General features: G+C 73.3%; 13 protein-coding genes. 6 read left to right on the top strand and 7 right to left on the bottom strand.

The window, feature by feature from the left end:
- Nucleotide 1: 1 nt before the first annotated feature.
- The 5 genes from ACIQGQ_RS05950 to ACIQGQ_RS05930 form a co-directional block, all read right to left on the bottom strand.
- Complete coding sequence (locus ACIQGQ_RS05950) at nt 2-904, bottom strand: carbohydrate ABC transporter permease (RefSeq protein ID WP_402391169.1); 903 nt, start codon at nt 902-904, stop codon at nt 2-4.
- A gap of 1 nt (nt 905) precedes the next feature.
- Nucleotides 906-1847, bottom strand: coding sequence for a carbohydrate ABC transporter permease (locus ACIQGQ_RS05945; protein WP_402391167.1), 942 nt, complete (start codon nt 1845-1847; stop codon nt 906-908).
- A gap of 7 nt (nt 1848-1854) precedes the next feature.
- On the bottom strand, nt 1855-3192 hold the full coding sequence (locus ACIQGQ_RS05940; protein ID WP_402391164.1) for an ABC transporter substrate-binding protein: 1338 nt from the start codon (nt 3190-3192) through the stop codon (nt 1855-1857).
- A gap of 60 nt (nt 3193-3252) precedes the next feature.
- The gene (locus ACIQGQ_RS05935; protein WP_402391161.1) at nt 3253-4479 is read right to left on the bottom strand and encodes an ROK family transcriptional regulator; all 1227 of its coding nucleotides are present in this window, start codon (nt 4477-4479) and stop codon (nt 3253-3255) included.
- Nucleotides 4480-4638: 159 nt separating this feature from the next.
- Nucleotides 4639-5709, bottom strand: a complete 1071-nt coding sequence (locus ACIQGQ_RS05930) for a mechanosensitive ion channel family protein (protein WP_402391159.1) — start codon at nt 5707-5709, stop codon at nt 4639-4641.
- Between the two features lie 321 nt (nt 5710-6030).
- Here ACIQGQ_RS05930 and ACIQGQ_RS05925 point away from each other — a divergent pair, with 321 nt between their 5' ends.
- Entirely contained in the window at nt 6031-6567 is a 537-nt protein-coding gene (locus ACIQGQ_RS05925) for an HNH endonuclease (RefSeq protein ID WP_366290857.1), read from the top strand.
- Between the two features lie 46 nt (nt 6568-6613).
- On the opposite strand, the gene ACIQGQ_RS05920 is transcribed toward ACIQGQ_RS05925, so the two are convergent.
- Nucleotides 6614-9619 carry a beta-N-acetylglucosaminidase domain-containing protein gene (locus ACIQGQ_RS05920; RefSeq protein WP_402391156.1) on the bottom strand — a complete coding sequence of 1002 codons (3006 nt, stop codon included), beginning with the start codon at nt 9617-9619 and terminating at the stop codon, nt 6614-6616.
- Between the two features lie 694 nt (nt 9620-10313).
- Between ACIQGQ_RS05920 and ACIQGQ_RS05915 the strand changes: the two genes are divergently transcribed.
- From ACIQGQ_RS05915 to alc, 5 genes are all read left to right on the top strand, one after another.
- Nucleotides 10314-10556, top strand: coding sequence for a hypothetical protein (locus ACIQGQ_RS05915; RefSeq protein WP_402391154.1), 243 nt, complete (start codon nt 10314-10316; stop codon nt 10554-10556).
- Nucleotides 10557-12698, top strand: a complete 2142-nt coding sequence (gene malQ / locus ACIQGQ_RS05910) for a 4-alpha-glucanotransferase (RefSeq protein ID WP_402391152.1) — start codon at nt 10557-10559, stop codon at nt 12696-12698.
- A gap of 67 nt (nt 12699-12765) precedes the next feature.
- Nucleotides 12766-12996 carry a hypothetical protein gene (locus ACIQGQ_RS05905; protein WP_352275378.1) on the top strand — a complete coding sequence of 77 codons (231 nt, stop codon included), beginning with the start codon at nt 12766-12768 and terminating at the stop codon, nt 12994-12996.
- 121 nt (nt 12997-13117) lie between these two features.
- Entirely contained in the window at nt 13118-14041 is a 924-nt protein-coding gene (locus ACIQGQ_RS05900; protein ID WP_402391149.1) for a LysR family transcriptional regulator, read from the top strand.
- A gap of 55 nt (nt 14042-14096) precedes the next feature.
- Entirely contained in the window at nt 14097-15236 is a 1140-nt protein-coding gene (alc, locus tag ACIQGQ_RS05895; RefSeq protein ID WP_402391146.1) for an allantoicase, read from the top strand.
- Nucleotides 15237-15395: 159 nt separating this feature from the next.
- Here the strand turns inward: alc and pepN are convergent, their stop codons facing one another.
- Complete coding sequence (gene pepN / locus ACIQGQ_RS05890; RefSeq protein ID WP_402391144.1) at nt 15396-17972, bottom strand: aminopeptidase N; 2577 nt, start codon at nt 17970-17972, stop codon at nt 15396-15398.
- Nucleotides 17973-18024: the final 52 nt, after the last annotated feature.

The following is an 18024-nucleotide window of genomic DNA, read 5'->3' as shown; positions in this document are numbered from 1 at the left end:
GTCAGCCCTTTACTCCGGTCAGTGTCACGCCCTCGACGAACGCCTTCTGGGCGAAGAAGAAGACGAGGATCACGGGGGCCATGACCAGTACGGTCGCGGCCATGGTCAGGTTCCAGTCGGTGTGGTGCGCGCTCTTGAAGGAATCCAGGCCGTAACTGAGCGTCCAGGCGGCCGGGTTCTCCGAGGCGTAGATCTGTGGGCCGAAGTAGTCGTTCCAGGCGTAGAAGAACTGGAAGAGGGCCACCGCGGCGATTCCGGGCTTGGCCATCGGTACGACGACCTTGAGCAGGGTGCGCAGTTCGCCGCAGCCGTCGACCTTCGCCGCGTCCAGGTACTCGTCGGGGATGGTCAGCAGGAACTGGCGCAGCAGGAAGATGGAGAACGCGTCTCCGAACGCCATCGGGACGATCAGCGGCCAGAGCGTGCCGGACAGGTCGAGCTGCTTCGCCCAGAACAGGTACATCGGGATGACGACGACCTGCGGCGGCAGCATCATCATCGAGATGACCAGCATCAGCGACAGATGCCGCCCCCGGAAGCGGAACTTGGCGAGCGCGTACGCCACCGGCAGCGAGGACACGACGGTCAGCACGGTGCCGGCGCCCGCGTACAGCAGGGTGTTGCGCCACCAGACCAGGAAGCCGTCGGTCTCGAAGACCCGCCGGTAGTTGCCCCACTCGAAGGGGTGCGGCCACAGGTCGCGGGTGAGCGCCTGCTGGTCGCTCATGAGCGAGGTGAGCACCAGGAAGACGAACGGCAGGACGAAGAAGAGCGCGGCGGCGACGCCGAGCGCGTGCACGGCGATCCAGTTGAGCAGCGCCCTGCGGCGGGCGGTGCGCCCGGCCGGGGTGTCCCCGGCGGTTTCGGGAGCGGTGCTCCGGGGGGTGTCGAGAACCTGCGCCACGTCACTCACCTGCCTGGATCAGCCCGCCGCGGCGCCGCATCAGCAGTGCGGTGAACGCCATGGCGAGGACGAAGAGAATGAGCGCGACCACGCAGGCGGAGCCGTAGTCGAAGCGCTGGAAGCCGAGGTTGTAGACCACCTGCGGAAGCGTCAGTGTCGACTTGTCGGGATAGCCCGGTTCGAACTGCTGCCCGGAGCCGCCCATCACCCCGGAGGCGACCTTCCCGGCCACGAACGGCTGGGTGTAGTACTGCATCGTCTGGATGATCCCGGTCACCACCGCGAACAGGATGATCGGCGAGATGTTCGGCAGGGTGATGTGGCGGAAGCGCTGGAGCGCCGTCGCCCCGTCCAGCTCCGCCGCCTCGTACTGCTCCTTCGGTACGTCGAGCAGCGCGGCCATGAAGATCACCATCAGGTCGCCGACGCCCCACACCGCGAGCGCGGTCAGCGCGGGCTTGGACCAGGTGGCGTCGGTGAACCAGCCGGGGGTGGGCAGCCCCACCGCGTCGAGCAGTGAATTGGCCGGTCCGGTACCGGGGTTGAGCAGGAAGACGAAGGCGAGCGTCGCCGCGACCGGCGGTGCCAGGTACGGCAGGTAGAACAGGGTGCGGAAGACGCCGGTGCCCGTCTTGATCCGGGTGATCAGCAGCCCGATCCCGAGACCGAAGACCACCCGGCAGCTCACCATGACCACGACCAGCCAGAGCGTGTTGCGCAGCGCCGGCCAGAACAGCGGGTAGTCCTGGAAGACGTACGCCCAGTTCTTCGTCCCGCTGAACTCGGGCGGGGTGAAGCCGTCGTAGGTGGTGAAGGAGAAGTAGACCGTGGAGATCAGCGGGTAGGCGAAGAAGACGCAGAACCCGATCAGCCACGGCGCCATGAAGGCGGCGGTGCGCAGCGCCGACCTGCGGCGCTTCGCCCGGAGCGTGTATGTGGTCATCGGGCCCCTACTTCGCCTGCGCGATCGCCGCGTCGATCTCCCGGGCGGTCTTCTCCAGCCCCGCCTTCACGTCGGTCTGCTTGCCCTTCTCGATGTCGAAGCCGAGGTTCTGGAGGGACGTCAGGTAGGCACCGCCGTTCACCGAGGGCGGGGTGGTGGTGCTCTTCGGGTTGGCGGCGATGTCCAGGAAGACCTTGAACCGGGGGTCCTGCTTCAGCCGGGGCGACTTCAGCGCGGCCAGCGTGGAGGGCACGTTGTGGATGGAGTTGGCGAAGTCCACCACCGCGTCGGTGTCGGTCGTCATGAACTTGACCAGCTCCCAGGCCGCGTTCCGCTTCTTGGAGGTGGCGGCGATCCCGGCGATGGTGCCGGTCAGATAGCCCCTGCCGTAGCTGTCGGCCTGGTCGTCGGAGACGGGCATCGGGGCCACCCCGATCTCGAAGCCGGGCTTGGCCGCCTCGGCCATCCCGAGCCGCCACTCGCCGTCGATCTGCATGGCGACCTGGCCGGTGTGGAAGGGGTGCTTGGCGCCCCACTCGTCGCCGAAGGAGGTGCGGAACTTCTCCAGCTTCTCGTAGCCGCCGAGCGAGTCGACCAGCTTCTTCTGGGCCGTCAGCATCTGTGCGAACGCCGGGTCCTTGGCGATGTTCGACTTGCCGTCGGCGTCGAAGTACGTCGGGTCCCAGCTGCCGAGGTAGTGCTCGGTCGTGGACTCGTAGCCGTGGTAGTTCGGCATGAAGCCCAGCCGCTCGTACGAGTCGCCCTTGGTCCTCGTCAGCTTCTCGGCGTCCGCGGCCAGCTCCGACCAGGTCCGCGGCGGCCGCTTGATCCCGGCCTTCTCGAACGCGTCCTTGTTGTAGTACAGGCCGTACGCGTCACCGAGCAGCGGCACCGTGCAGCGCACCCCGTCGAACTGCGTGTACTCGTTCATCGCCTTGGGGAAGGTGGTCTCCGGGTCGATCCCGTCCTTCTTCAGGAAGGGGTTGAGATCGAGGAACGCCTTCGACGAGCAGAACTTGCCGACGTTGTTGGTGGTGAACGACGAGACGACGTCCGGGGCGTTCGAACCGCCCGCCCGCAGCGCCTGGTTGATCTTGTCGTCGGTCATGTTGCCGACGACCTTCACGTGGATGTTGGGATGCGCCTTGGTGAAGGCGTCGACCACCCCCTGGATCGCCTCGACCTCACCCGGATTGTTCCAGCCGTGCCAGAAGGTGATCGTCGTCTCCTTGGACGGGTCGTCGTTGGCACCGGAGCTGCTCTGCCCCGTACAGGCGGAGGCGAGCAGGGATATGGCGGCGGTCGCGGCGAGTGCGACGGCCGTCTTCCGGCGGTTTCCGGACATGGCGGTCTCCCGGTGGAGGATGGGGGCGGACGTACGGAGGAACGGACGTGCCAGGAAGAGTCAGCGGGACGAGGTGTCGAAGACCTCGTCGCGGGTGGTGGCGAGGGCGCTCTCCAGCGCGCCGCGCAGGACGGGACGGCGGATCACCTCGCCGGCGATCAGCCGCGGGCGGGAGGCGGAGAGTTCGGCGAGCTCGGCGGTGACCCGGCGGCGCAGCTCCTCGCCGCCGGCCGCGATCACCGCGCCGGACAGCACGACGACCTCCGGGTCGAGCACGGCGGCCATCGCGGCGATACCGGTCGCCAGGCCGGTGGCGAACCGGTCGAGGAGCCGGGGGTACGGGCCGTCCTCGCCCGCCGCCGCGGCCTCGGCGGCCCGGGTGAGCAGCCGGGCGGCGACCTCGTGGTGGGTGCCGGGGGCACGGATCAGCTCGTCGTCGATGCCGAGCTCGCGGCCGGTCCGGGCCAGCACCTGGGCGCCCGCCAGCTCCTGGAAGCCGCCCGCGTTCACCTTGGTGACCTGGCGGACCAGCGGGACACCCGGCACCGGCAGGAAGCCGACCTCCCCGGCGCCGCCGGTGAAGCCGCGGTGCAGCCGGCCGTTTATGACGAGGGCGGCGCCGAGCCCCTCCTCGTTCCACAGCAGGACGAAGTCCTCGTGCCCGCGCGCCGCGCCCAGGCGCTGCTCGGCCACCGCGACCAGGTTGACGTCGTTCTCGTACTCCACCGGCATCGGCAGGAAGGCGGCCAGCTCCTCCAGGAGCGTGGGGGAGTGCCAGCCCGGCAGGTGCGAGGCGTACCGCAGCCGCCCGGTGCCCGGGTCGAAGGCGCCCGGGGTGCCGATGACGACCCGGTGCACGTCGGAGCGGCTGAGCCCGGCGTCCTCGACCGCCCCGTCCAGGGCCCGGGCCACCTGGCGCACCACGCCGTCCGTGCGCCGCCCCGGGGTGGCCAGCTCGAACTCGCCGACCGTAGCACCGGTCACATCGGCGACGGCGGCGACGATCCGGCGGGCGTCCACGTCCAGCCCGGCGACATGGGCGGCGCGCGCGTTGACGCCGTACAGCTGGGCGTTGGGCCCCGGGCGGCCGGCCACCGTCCCGGTCGCGACGACCAGCCCGGCCGCCTCCAGCCGGGCCAGCAGCTGGGACGCGGTGGGCTTGGAGAGCCCGGTCAGCTTCCCGATCCGGGTCCGGGAGAGGGGACCGTGCTCCAGCAGCAGGTCGAGGGCTGCGCGGTCGTTCATGGCCCGCAGTACGCGGGGGGTCCCCGGTGTGGTTCCGGCCATGCGCCCTGCACCCGCCCTCTGTTAGGAAAGTTTCCTATTCGGTGAGAGGACCGTAAGGCGCCTTTGCCGGGCCGTCAATGGGCGGCACCGGCGCGGCAACCAAAGCGTTACCCTGCGGCCGCCTCCCGGTCGTGCGCGACACTCCGGGAGCGCGCGCGGCTACCTGCCCCGGGGCTGGGGCGCGGGCGGGGTGAGCGGGTTGCTGGCCAGGGTCTGCGGGGAGGTCGCCGAGTTGAAGGCCGAGGGGGCGGCCACCGAGGCGGACGGGTCGGCCGGCGTCTCCGCCGCCTCGACCGGGACCTCGCCGAACATCCGGATGCCGGCCGCGTCCAGCGCCACCTTGATCCGCCAGCGCAGCTCGCGCTCCACGGACACGGCCTTGCCGGGCATCGTCTTCGCGGCCACCTTGACCGTCATCGAGTCCAGCTGCACCGCGTCCAGGCCGAGCACCTCGACCGGCCCCCACAGCCGCTCGTTCCACGGGTCCTCCTTGGCCATCGCGGCGGCGGCGTCGGTGATGACCGTACGGACCCGCTCCAGGTCCTCGGAGGGCTGCAGGACCACCTCGACCCCGGCCGTGGACCAGCCCTGGCTGAGGTTGCCGATCCGCTTCACCTCGCCGTTGCGGACGTACCAGATCTCGCCGTCGGCGCCGCGCAGCTTGGTGACCCGCAGGCCGACCTCGATGACCTCGCCGGAGGCGACCCCCGCGTCGATGGTGTCGCCGACGCCGTACTGGTCCTCCAGGATCATGAAGACGCCGGAGAGGAAGTCGGTGACCAGGTTGCGGGCGCCGAAACCGATCGCCACACCGGCCACACCGGCGGAGGCCAGCAGCGGCGCCAGATTGATCTGGAACGCGCCCAGGATCATCAGGGCGGCCGTGCCGACGATCAGGAAGGACGCCACCGAACGGAGGACCGAACCGATCGCCTCCGAGCGCTGGCGGCGGCGCTCCGCGTTGACCAGCAGACCGCCCAGCGTGGTGCCCTCGACCGCCTGGGCGCTGCGGTTCATCCGCTCTATGAGCTTGGTCAGGGCGCGCCGGACGGCGACCCGCAGCACCACCGCGACGGCCGCGATGAGCATGATCCGCAGACCGGTGCTCAGCCAGGTGGACCAGTTCTCCTGCACCCAGCTCGCGGCGTCGCCGGCCTGCTTGGCCGCGTCGTCCAGCGAACTGACCGGCTCGGGCGACGGGGCCGAGGCCAACAGGGCGGACAGGGACACGGTGGGACCTCCAGGTGGACGATGGCCTTCCAACCACACTAACGGGGTACCGAAGATGCTCTGGTGCCCCGACAGAGGGGGCGGGAAACGCATCAATCGGGGGATACCGAGGGGCGTCGGTACGGGCCCGACGGCCCCGGCGGCGGCCTCCTGTGGCCGATCGCACACCCGGCGGCCCACCCGGCCGGGGCGGGCCGCCGGGAAAATCCTCCCGGCCCGTTACCCGCACGTGGTGGCGCTCCGACCAGGCAGGAGTGGAGACTGAGAGCGGATCGTCCCGGCGCGAGCCACGCGCCGCCGGCGTACAAGGAGGCATCCACCGTGCCGCATGTCCTGGTTCTCAACGCGTCGTACGAGCCGCTCGGCGTCGTACCGCTCCGCCGCGCGCTCGTGCTCGTCCTCGAAAACAAGGCCATCTGCCTAGAGGAGTCCGGCGCCTTCCTGCACAGTGCCACCCGGGCCGTCCCGGCCCCCAGCGTCGTCCGACTGAAGCGGTTCGTCCGCATCCCCTACCGGGGTCCAGTGCCGCTCACCCGGCGGGCGCTGTTCGCCCGGGACGGGGGCCGCTGCATGTACTGCGGGGCCGCCGCGACCAGCGTCGACCACGTGATCCCGCGCAGCCGCGGCGGACAGCACGCCTGGGACAACGTGGTGGCGGCCTGCCGCCGCTGCAACCACGTCAAGGCCGACCGGCACCTGCCGGAACTCGGCTGGCGGCTGCACCGGCCGCCCGCCCCGCCGACCGGCCTGGCCTGGCGGATCATCGGCACGGGACATCGCGACCCGCGCTGGTTGCCGTACTTGCAACCGTTCGGCGCGGAGGACGCCATGGCCCGGATCGACGGCATATCGGCCTGAGATCCGGGCCTTCGTCGTTCCCGGGGCGGTACGGAGGACGGCTCCGTCACTCCGCCCCGGCGACCGCGTACGCCTCCACCGACCAGAGCGAATAGCCGTACTCGGTGCCCCGGGCATCGCCCTGGACCCGGAGGTAGCGGACGTCCTTCGCGTCCATCCGGACCGACTCGCGCCCGCCCCGGCCCTCCCGGACGGTGGCCGCGGTGCGCCAGCTGCGGCCGTCCGCGGAGACCTGCACGCGGTAGCGGGCGGCGTACGCGTCCTGCCAGTGCAGCACCACCCGGCCGACCCGGGCGGGCCGCTCCAGCTCCGCCTGCCACCAGGAGTTGTCCTCGGCCGGGGAGGACCAGCGGGTCTCCGCGTCCCCGTCCGCGGCGGCCGACGCCGGGAAGTCGGGCGTCTCGTCGGCGGAGGACGACGCGGCGGCGGACCGCAGCAGATCGGGGCCCGCGGTGCGCGGGAACGCCCGGACGGTGAGCGTGCTGCGCTCGTCGCCGAACCGGAACGGCACCTCGTACTCCCCGGCCGGGGTGCCCGCCGGGACGGTGATCTCCACGGGCACCCGGGTACGGGAACCGCGCGGCACCCGCGTCTGCTTCGGGACGTCCACCTTGATGCCCCTGGGCGCCTGCGCGACGAGCGAGCCCCGCACCTCGACCGGGTGGCGGGAGTCCAGCCGGGCCTCGACCCGCAGCGGCCCGCCGCCGATCTCGGCGTCCGTCCCGCCGCGCGCGAGGTCGAGCCGGGCCGCGGGCTCGTCGCCGAACCACGGCACCAGCGCCCGCACCTCGGGGGCCGGTACGGGGGCGTGGACCGCGCGGCCCGGGGCCATCGGCGCCACCGTCCGGGAGACCACCGGGGGCAGCCCGGTGGAGCCGGTGGGCCAGCTGATCCGGACGGCGTCGGCCCGCAGCCCCTTCGCCGCCGTCTGGGTCCAGCCGGAGGACGAGAGCGTGCCCAGCCGGCGCCACCCCTCGCCCGGTACGTGCGCCTCCAGCGCCGCCCCGGCCACCGTTCCCCCGCCGGGCGCGACCATCGCCGTCACGGTCTCCACCGGGCGGGCCCGGTCGAGCCGGACCGTGTAGGCGCCCTCGGACCGCGTCACCGAACCGGCGTCCCGGTCCGCGCCCGTCCAGGAGTCCGCCTCCCGGCGCACCCGGTCCAGGAAGGGGGCCAGCACCCCCTTGCCGACCGTCGCCTTGTCCGCCTTCGCCGCCCCGCGCAGCGGCTCCAGGGCCAGCGAGGCCCGCCAGGCGGCGTCGCCGTCGCCGCGCGACTGCGCCTGGAGCAGGTCCACGGCCAGCTCGCCGGCCCGGCCGTACCGGGACAACTGCTCCGACCACGGCGCGACTTCCGTGCCCAGCCGACCGCCCGCCAGGTCCTTCAGCCGCTGCGGGGCCTCCCGCATCACGGTGAACGCCTCCCGCAGCCGCCGGGCCGCCCCGTCCCGCGCACCGGTGTCGTGCCCCGCACGGGTCGTCCAGAACGCCTCCAGCAACGGCCGCAGATACGCGGACTCGTCGCCGCCCAGCACCGACTCCGCGCTGTTCCCGGCCAGCGCCCGCAGCGCCTCCCGGCCGCGCGCGTCACCGCCCGCCAGATCGTCCACCGCCGCCCGCCAGGACTCCTGCGGCCGGTAGCCCTCCGGGTTCCAGGCGAAGTCGGCGGCGGTGAACAGCGGGATGCGGGACGCCGACGGCTGCTCCATCGCGTTGGCGAGCAGCGCCGCCGACCCCGTCGCCACCGCGGGCTCCCGGCCGGTGTACGGGCCGAGGAAGATCCGGTCCTGGGCGTAGTCGTTGACCGGGTAGTTGTCCATCGTGACCAGCGGGTGCCCGAACGCGGCGCGCGCCCCGGCCAGCTCCCCGCCGGTGATGGTCCTCGGCACGACCCCGACCCCGGTCCAGGCGACCTGCACCCGCTCGTCCAGCTCGCGGGCGAGCGCCGTGCGGTACTCGGTCGACCCGTCCTGGTAGAACTCCGTCGGCATCACCGACAGCGGCCGCGCGCCCGGGTACCGCTCCGCGAGGTGGCGGGCCACCGCCCCGGCCACCCGCGCCTGCGCCCGCGCCGCGGCCCGGGGGCCGTCGCCGAAGGCGTCGGCGTCCGCGCCGCAGTGCCACTCGCTGTAGCTGACGTCCTGGAACTGGAGCTGGAAGGCCCGTACGCCCAGCGCCCACATCGCGTCGATCTTCTTCGTCAGCGCCCGCACATCGCCGTCCGACGACATGCACATGGCCTGGCCGGGGGAGACCGCCCAGCCGAGCGTCACGTGCTCGGCCCGCGCCCGCCGGGCCAGCGCCCGGAAGTCGGCCCGCCGCTCGGCGGGGTACGGATCACGCCAGCGGGACTGCCGGTAGGGGTCGTCGCCCGCCGCGTACAGGTACCTGTTCTGCTTCGTACGCCCCATGAAGCCGATCTGGGCGAGCCGTTCGTCCAGGGTCCACGGCTGCCCGTAGAAGCCCTCGGTCATGCCGCGCACGGCGGTGCCCGGCCAGTCGCGGACCGCGACCCCCGCGACACCGCCGTCCCGGATCAGCTGACGCAGCGTCTGCACGCCGTGGAAGAGGCCGTCCTCGCCGGAGCCGTCGACGGCGACGGTGTCCCGCCCCGCGACCCGGCCGACCGAGAGCAGATAGCCCCCGGAGGGCAGCTCGCCGCGTGCCGGGGCACGCAGGGCGCGCAGCGCCTCCCGGGCGCCGTCGCCGCCGAGCCGGACGACCGGGCCGCCGCCGGGCAGGGCCTCGTGGACGGTGCGCACGCCCGCCTCCCGCAGGACCGTCCGCAGCGCGTCGACCGCGTACGGGTCCGCCCCGGCACCGGCCACCAGCGTGACCTCGGTGGTCAGCGGGACGGACGGGCCGGCGGCCACCAGGGACTGCGGCCGGGGCCACACGGAGGGCAGCGCGCCGTCGTCCGTGCGGTCCTGGGCGGCCAGGGCGGGGGAGCCGGGATCGGACGGGGCGGCGACGGCCTGTGTTCCCGTGGAGAGGAGCCCGCCGAGCACGGCGACCGCGATGGCCGCCGCCTGCTTTCCACGCCTGAGCCGCATCGCCCGTCTCCCTCGTCCCGCTCTGCCCGTCGGTGGGCTTCGAGCCCACCACCCGGGGGCGAAGGTGTCAATGTACGTGGGCGGTGTGCCGGGAATGACCGTTGCGGCAGGTGGGGCGGGGTACGGGGCCGGACGCGATCGGCGCCGCACGGAGGACGGGGCGACCGGCCCGCCCGGTCCGGGCACGCCAAGGATGACGCCGGATGGCCGAAATCGGCGGACAACTTACGGAGAACTGGCCCGGGAAGAGCGGAATGTGACCCGGAGGACGTTGAATTCGTTGTGCTGGCGGCCATGTCCGCGACCGGATTCGTGGGTAGGGCTGTCCCGTGGTCCCCGACGGACCGGCGTGCGGCGCCGGACGCGGTGCACCGTACGCGGAGGAACGTCCGGACGCTGGAGGTACGCGGACGTTCCGGCGGCGCGGCGAGGCACCGCGGCCGGCGTTGCCCGCCCGCCGGGGCCACGGAACACGCCCTAGTGGGTGTCTGATAAATGAGTGCGGGTGAAGGAGCGGGGTCCGGTGCGTGCGATCGCAAGGCGCCGGGGCGTCCGCGTGGCGGAGCCACGTGGGCGGTTCGGTAACGCCGCGAGCGTGCGTGCCGGACCCCGCGACGCCGCAGGCATTTGTCAGACACCCCTTAGTGGCTCGCAGTGTCCCGTGTGTCCTGATTCCCACGGCCAGGAGGCCGCCATGCCCGTAGCCGCGAAGCCCCCGCTCCTCTCCCTTCCCGCACAGGCGGCGCCCGCCGCCGCGCGGTCCGGCCCGCTGACCAGCGAACCGCCGCTCGCCGACGCGATACCCCTCACCAGCGAGCCCCCGCTCGCCGACGCCACGCACCTGACCAGCGAACCCCCGCTCGCCGTGCACGCCCCGCTGACCAGCGAACCGGTCGCGCCGAGCTGTGCGGGGGGACCGGAGTACCCAGGAGTCTGAATGGGCCTGTCCCGGCTCGCCGCCCTGCACGGCGTCGCCACCTCCGCCCCGTCCGCCGGCACGGGCGCCCCCGTCCCCGACGCCACCGTCGTCGCCGTGCTCGGCGCGCTCGGGGTGGACGCCACCACGCCCGGGGCGGTCCGGGAGGCGCTCGCCGCCGCCGAGTCCGCCGCCCGCTCCCGGCTGCTGCCGAGGACGGTCGTGGTGTGGGACGGGGAGCCGCCGCCCGGGGCGCTGACCGCCCTGCCGCCCGGCACCGCGCTGGAGATCGCCCTCGAAGACGGCGGCCAGGCCCCGCCGCTGCGGATGCGGGTCGCGGCGGTGCCGCCCTCGGGCGGGGCGGTTCCGGGCGGGGCGGACCGGGCGGAGGCGCCGCCGCCCGCCTGGTGGAGCCCGCCGCCGCTCGGGGTGCACCGGCTGGCCGTCCGGGCCCCCGGCGGCCGGAGCGCGTCCGCCGTGCTCGTCGTCGCCCCGCCCGCCGCGCCCCGGCCGCCCCGGCGCACCCACGGCCTCCTCGTCCAGCTCTACTCCCTGCTCTCCGCCCGCTCCTGGGGCATGGGCGACCTCGGCGACCTGGCCGACCTCGCCGCCTGGTCGGGGCGGACCCTCGGCACCGGCTTCGTCCAGGTCAACCCGTTGCACGCCGCCGTACCCGGCCGCCCCACCGACCCGTCCCCGTACCGCCCGTCCTCGCGGCGCTTCCCCGACCCCGTGCACCTGCGCGTCGAGTCCGTCCCCGAGTACGGCCACGCCGAGGACCGGAGTGTCCTCGACGACCTGCGGCAGAGCGCCGCCGCGCTCGGCGACACCGTGCTCAACAAGGGCGCCCTGATCGACCGCGACGCCGTGCGCGACCTCAAGCACCAGGCGTTCGAGGTCCTCCGCCGGGTGCCCCTCACCCCCGGCCGCCGCGCCGCCTACTGCGACTACCTGGCCGCCCAGGGGCAGGCCCTGGAGGACCACGCCCTGTGGTGCGCCCTCGCCGAGGTCCACGGCCCCGACTGGCACCGCTGGCCCGCCGGGCTGCGCGACCCGCGCTCCCCGGAGACCGCCCGCGCCCGCCGCGAACTGCTCGACCGGATCGGCCTCCACTCCTGGCTCGCCTGGCTGACCGACACCCAGCTCGCCGACGCCCAGCGCGCCGCCCTCGACGCGGGCATGCCGCTCGGCATCGTCCACGACCTCGCCGTCGGCGTGCACCCCGGCGGCGCCGACGCCTGGGCCCAGCAGGACGCCCTCGCCCCCGGCATGTCCGTCGGCGCCCCGCCCGACGCCTTCAACGCCCGCGGCCAGGACTGGGGCCTGCCGCCGTGGCGCCCCGACGTCCTCGCCGCCTCCGGCTACGCCCCGTACCGCGGACTGCTGCGCGGGCTCCTCGCCCACGCCGGGGCGCTGCGCATCGACCATGTGATGGGCCTCTTCCGGCTCTGGTGGGTCCCCGAGGGCCGCCCGCCCGCCGAGGGCGCCTACGTCTCCTACGACGGCGAGGCGATGCTCGCCGTCCTGGTCCTGGAGGCGCACCGGGCCGGCGCGGCCGTCCTGGGCGAGGACCTCGGCACGGTCGAGCCGGGCGTCCGCGAGGCGCTGGCCCGGCGCGGGGTGCTCGGCACCTCCGTCCTCTGGTTCGAGCGCGACTGGGCGGGGACCGGCCGCCCGTCCGCCCCCGAGAAGTGGCGCGAGGACTGCCTCGCCACCGCCACCACCCACGACCTGCCGCCCACCGCCGCCCGGCTCACCGGCGAACACGTGGCCCTGCGCCACCGCCTCGGCCTGCTCACCCGCCCCCTCGCCGAGGAGCTGACCGCCGACGCGGCGGACACCGCCGAATGGCTGGGCCTGCTCACCGCGCTCGGCCTGCTCCCCGAGGGCGAGAGCGACGAGGAGGGCGCCGTCCGCGCCGTCCACCGCTACCTGCTGCGCACCCCCGCCCGGATGGTCGGCGTCTGGCTGCCCGACGCGCTGGGCGACCGCCGCCCGCAGAACCTCCCCGGCACCTGGGACCAGTACCCCAACTGGCGGCTGCCCGTCTCCGACGCCGAGGGCCGGCCGGTCACCCTGGAGGAGCTGGCCACCGCGCCCCGGCTCCACCGGCTGATGGCGGTCCTCGCCCCGGACCGCGACGGCCCGGGGCCGCTCCGTTGACCCCGCTCCGGCCCCGTACGGCACCCCCGGGCGCGCGCCCCTCGCGGGCGTTCGCTACGTTTGCACCGTGGACAAGAAGAACGCTATGCGCGCCGGCGCCGTCGCGGCCGGAACGACGCTGATGATGCTGCTCATGTCGTCCCCCGCGCTCGCGCTCACCCGCGACGACGGTGACGACCCGGGGCCCGGCCTGAGCGCGATGGAGACCGTCGGCCTCTACGTCGTCGCGCCCATCGTCCTGTTCCTGGTCATCACGGGCCTGGTCATGGTCCTGGACAAGTCCAGGAAGAAGGCGTAACGCCCACCCCTTCCCGTGCGCCGCGTGCACCACGCGGCGCACACGTGTGTCCGCACACGGAAGCGCGGGACGTGGGGACGACGCCACCGCGGGGACGTGGCGCCGCCCGTAGGCTGCGGCCATGACCGAGTGGGACGTCAAGAAGCTCCGCATCCTGCGCACCCTGCGCGACCGGGGCACGGTCACCGCGACCGCGCGGGCCCTGATGATGACGCCCTCCGCCGTCTCCCAGCAGCTCTCCAGCCTCTCCCGGCAGCTCGGCGTCCCGCTCCTGGAGGCCCAGGGCCGCCGTGTCCGGCTCACCGACGCCGCCCACCTGGTACTGCGCCACGCCGAGGTCGTCTTCGCCCAACTGGAACGCGCCGACGCCGAACTGACCGGCTATCTGCGCGGCGAGGCCGGCGAGGTGCGGATCGCCGCGTTCTCCACGGCCGTCCCCGCCCTCGTCGTCCCCGCGGTCCAGCGGCTGCGCGCCGAGCCGCGCCCCGGCCCCGACGTACGGATCCAGGAGGCGGAGGCCGGGCAGGCGTACGAGCTCCTGGCCGCCGGTGACGCCGACCTCGCGCTCTCCCTCGCCGCCCACGCCCCGACGGCCCACGACCCCCGGTTCGCGGTGCTGCCGCTGCTCGCCGACCCGCTGGACGTGGCGCTGCCCGCGCACCACCGGCTGGCCGCCGCCCCCGCCCTCCGGCTGGCGGACCTCGCCGGCGACCCGTGGATCTACGGCGGCTCCGGCCCCTGGTCGCAGATCACCACCGCGGCCTGCGAGGCCGCCGGATTCGTCCCCGAGCAGGCGCACAGCGCCTCCGGCTGGACGGCCATCCTCGCCATGGTCGAGGCGGGCATGGGTGTGGCACTGCTTCCGCGCATGGCCTCGGCGGAGCGGCGCGGCCGGGACGGGGTGGTGATGCGGGTCCTCGACGCCGACCAGCCGCGCCGCCATGTGGTGGCGGCGGTCCGGCAGGGCGCCGAGCGGGGCCCCGCGGTGGCCCGGGTCCTGGCCGCCCTCACCGCCACCGCCGCATCGTTCACTTCCACTGAATAGACGATGCAAAAACATTCGATGGACCTGATGGGTCGTTCGCGGCGACAGTGGAACCATGACCTTCGACGAGAACGAGCCCCGACACGACGATCCCCACGCCAACGACGCGGCCCCGTACGGCGGCGGTGACCCGTACGCCGACTACCGCACCACCGACCTGCCCTTCACCGAGCTCGTCGACCTCGCCGACCGCCGCCTCGGCGCGGGCGTGATCGCCGCCAACGACGAGTTCTTCGCCCAGCGCGAGAACCTCCTGATCCGGGAGCGCGCGGTCTTCGACCCCGAGCACTTCGGCCACAAGGGCAAGATCATGGACGGCTGGGAGACCCGCCGCCGCCGCGGTGCGGACGCCGAGCACCCGTTCCCCGCCCCCGACGAGCACGACTGGGCCCTGATCCGGCTCGGTGCCCCCGGCATCATCCGCGGCATCGTCGTCGACACCGCCCACTTCCGCGGCAACTACCCGCAGCGCGTCTCGATACAGGCCACCGCCGTCGAAGGTTCGCCCGGCCCCGACGAACTGCTCGCCCCCGACGTGAAGTGGGAGGAGATCGTCCCGCCCACCCCCGTACGCGGCCACGCCGCCAACGGCTTCGAGATCACCAGCACCCGCCGCTACACGCACATCCGCCTGTGCCAGCACCCCGACGGCGGCATCGCCCGCCTCCGCGTCCACGGCGAGGTCCTCCCCGACCCGTCCTGGCTCGCCACGCTCGGCTCCTTCGACCTGCTCTCGGTCCTGAACGGCGGCAGCTACGAGGACGCCTCGGACCGCTTCTACTCCTCGCCGACCCAGATCATCCTGCCGGGCACCTCCCGCAAGATGGACGACGGCTGGGAGAACCGCCGCCGCCGGGTCCGCGACACCAACGACTGGGTCCGCTTCCGCCTCCCCGCCCAGGGCGCGGTCCGCGCCGTCGAGATCGACACCGCCTACCTCAAGGGCAACGCGGCCGGCTGGATCGCCCTCCAGGGCCGCAACGGCGAGACCGGCGAGTGGTTCGAGATCATCCCCCGCACCCGGCTGCAGCCCGACACCCTGCACCGCTTCCCGCTCCGCGCCCGGGCGATCGTCACCCACGTCCGCCTCGACGCCTTCCCGGACGGCGGCGTCGCCCGGATGCGCCTGCACGGCAGCCTGACCGAGACCGGCGCCGCCGACCTGGCCGAACGCTACGAGCAGGCCGGCGCGTGACACCCCGCCGGGGCCGGTGAACTCCCGCCCGTCGGACGGCCGCGCCACGGCGCCCGCCCGACGGGCGGTTTCCACTTCCGTCCCCCGGAACCCGGAACGCAGAAGAGGGGCGCCCCCGTCACGCCGGGGGGCGCCCCTCACTGTCGTACGGCCGCTACCTTACGCCGTCGCGGCCGCCGCGTCGGCCGCCCGGGCCTTCAGGGCGCGCTCGACGCCGGACCGCGACTCCGACACCAGCCGGCGCAGCGCCGCACCCGGCTCGGCCGAGCCGAGCCAGGCGTCGGTGGCCTCCAGCGTGGCCTCGGAGACCTGGATCGCCGGGTAGAGGCCGATCGCGACCTGCTGCGCCATCTCGTGGCTCCGCGAGTCCCAGACGCCCTTCACCGAGGCGAAGAACTTCTCCGTGTACGGGGCCAGCAGCTCGCGCTGGTCGGTCTGGACGAAGCCCGCGATGACCGCCTCCTGGAGGGAGTTCGGCAGCGTGTCGGACTCGACGACCGAGGCCCACGCCTCCGCCTTCGCCGCCTCGGTCGGCCGGGCCGCACGGGCGGTCGCCGCGTGCCGCTCGCCCGCCGCCGTACGGTCGCGCTCGTACTCGGCGGCGATCTCCTCCTCCTCCAGCAGACCGACAGCCGCGAGCCGCTCCACGAACGCCCAGCGCAGCTCCGTGTCGACGGCCAGGCCCTCGATGGTCTCCTTGCCGTCGAGGAGCGACTGCAGCAGGTCGGTCTGCTGCGGGGTGCGGGCGGTCTCCGCGAAGGCACGGGCCCAGGCCAGCTGGTGGTCGCTGCCCGGCTCGGCCGCGCGCAGGTGCGCCAGCGTCGCCTCGGTCCACCGGGCCAGCCCGGCCTCGCGCCACTCCGGCGCCGCGTACAGCTCCAGCGCCAGCTTCACCTGGCGGTGCAGCGACTGGACGACGCCGATGTCCGTCTCCTTGCCGATGCCGGACAGCACCAGGGAGAGGTAGTCGCGGGTGGCCAGCTCGCCGTCGCGGGTCATGTCCCAGGCGGAGGACCAGCACAGGGCGCGGGGGAGGGACTCGGCGAAGTCGCCGAGGTGCTCGGTCACCACGGCCAGCGATTCCTCGTCGAGCCGGACCTTCGCGTACGAGAGGTCGTCGTCGTTGAGCAGGATCACGGCCGGGCGGGCGGTGCCGGCCGGGAACGGGACCTCGGTGCGCTCGCCGTCGACGTCCAGCTCGATCCGCTCGCCGCGGACCAGCTTGCCGTCGGCGTCCAGGTCGTAGCAGCCGATCGCGATGCGGTGCGGGCGCAGCGTCGCCTCGCCCTTCGCGCCGGCCGGGAGCGCCGGGGCCTCCTGGACCACGGTGAACGAGGTGACGTGGCCGTTCTCGTCGGTGGTGATCTCCGGGCGCAGCACGTTGATGCCCGCCGTCTCCAGCCACGCCTTCGACCAGGTCTTCAGGTCGCGGCCGGAGGTCTTCTCCAGCGCGCCCAGCAGGTCCGACAGCCGGGTGTTGCCGAAGGCGTGCGCCTTGAAGTACGCCTGGACGCCCTGGAAGAACGCGTCCATGCCGACGTACGCCACCAGCTGCTTCAGGACCGAGGCGCCCTTGGCGTAGGTGATCCCGTCGAAGTTGACCAGCACGTCGTCCAGGTCACGGATGTCCGCCATGATCGGGTGTGTGGACGGCAGCTGGTCCTGGCGGTAGGCCCAGGTCTTCTCGGAGTTGGCGAAGGTGGTCCAGGAGTTCGGCCACTTCGTGCCCGGCGCGTACGCCTGGCAGGCGACCGAGGTGTACGTGGCGAACGACTCGTTCAGCCACAGGTCGTTCCACCACTCCATGGTGACCAGGTCGCCGAACCACATGTGCGCCAGTTCGTGCAGGATGGTCTCGGCGCGCCGCTCGTACGCCGCGTCCGTCACCTTCGACCGGAACACGTACTGGTCGCGGATGGTGACCGCGCCCGCGTTCTCCATCGCCCCGGCGTTGAACTCCGGGACGAAGAGCTGGTCGTACTTGGCGAACGGGTAGGCGTAGTCGAACTTCTCCTGGAACCAGTCGAAGCCCTGCCGGGTCACGTCGAAGATGTCGTCCGCGTCGAGGAACTCGGCGAGCGACGGGCGGCAGTAGATGCCGAGCGGGACGGTCCGGCCGTCCTTCTCGTAGCTGCTGTGCACGGAGTGGTACGGGCCGACGATCAGGGCCGTGATGTACGACGAGATGCGCGGGGTCGGCTCGAAGGACCAGACGTCGTCGCGCGGCTCGGGGGTCGGCGAGTTCGAGATGACCGACCAGCCGGACGGGGCCTTCACGGTGAACCGGAACGTTGCCTTCAGGTCGGGCTGCTCGAAGCTGGCGAAGACCCGGCGGGCGTCCGGCACCTCGAACTGGGTGTACAGGTAGGCCTGCTGGTCGACCGGGTCGACGAAGCGGTGCAGGCCCTCACCGGTGTTGGTGTACGCGCAGTCGGCGACGACCCGCAGTTCGTTGGAGCCCGCCACCAGGTCCGGCAGCGCGATCCGCGAGTCACGGAACACGGCCGCCACGTCCAGCGCCTTGCCGTTCAGCTCGACCTCGTGCACGGCGGGGGCGACCAGGTCGATGAAGGTCTCGGCACCGGCTTCGGCGGAGTCGAAGCGCACGGTGGTGACGGACCGGTAGGTCCCACCCTCCTGCGCCCCGGAGAGGTCGAGATCGATCTCGTACGCGTCCACGGTCAGCAGGCGCGCCCGCTCCTGTGCCTCTTCGCGGGTGAGATTGGTGCCAGGCACGCGGTCATCTCCTTGGATTGTGAGGTTTTCGCCCATCCTTCCATGCCAGGTG

Origin of the sequence: Streptomyces sp. NPDC092952, from assembly GCF_044754785.1 — a bacterium.
In the GTDB taxonomy this organism is placed as follows: Bacteria; Actinomycetota; Actinomycetes; order Streptomycetales; family Streptomycetaceae; genus Streptomyces.
The sequence above is the reverse complement of the archived record's forward strand: the minus strand, read 5'-3'. Positions and strand labels throughout refer to the sequence as shown.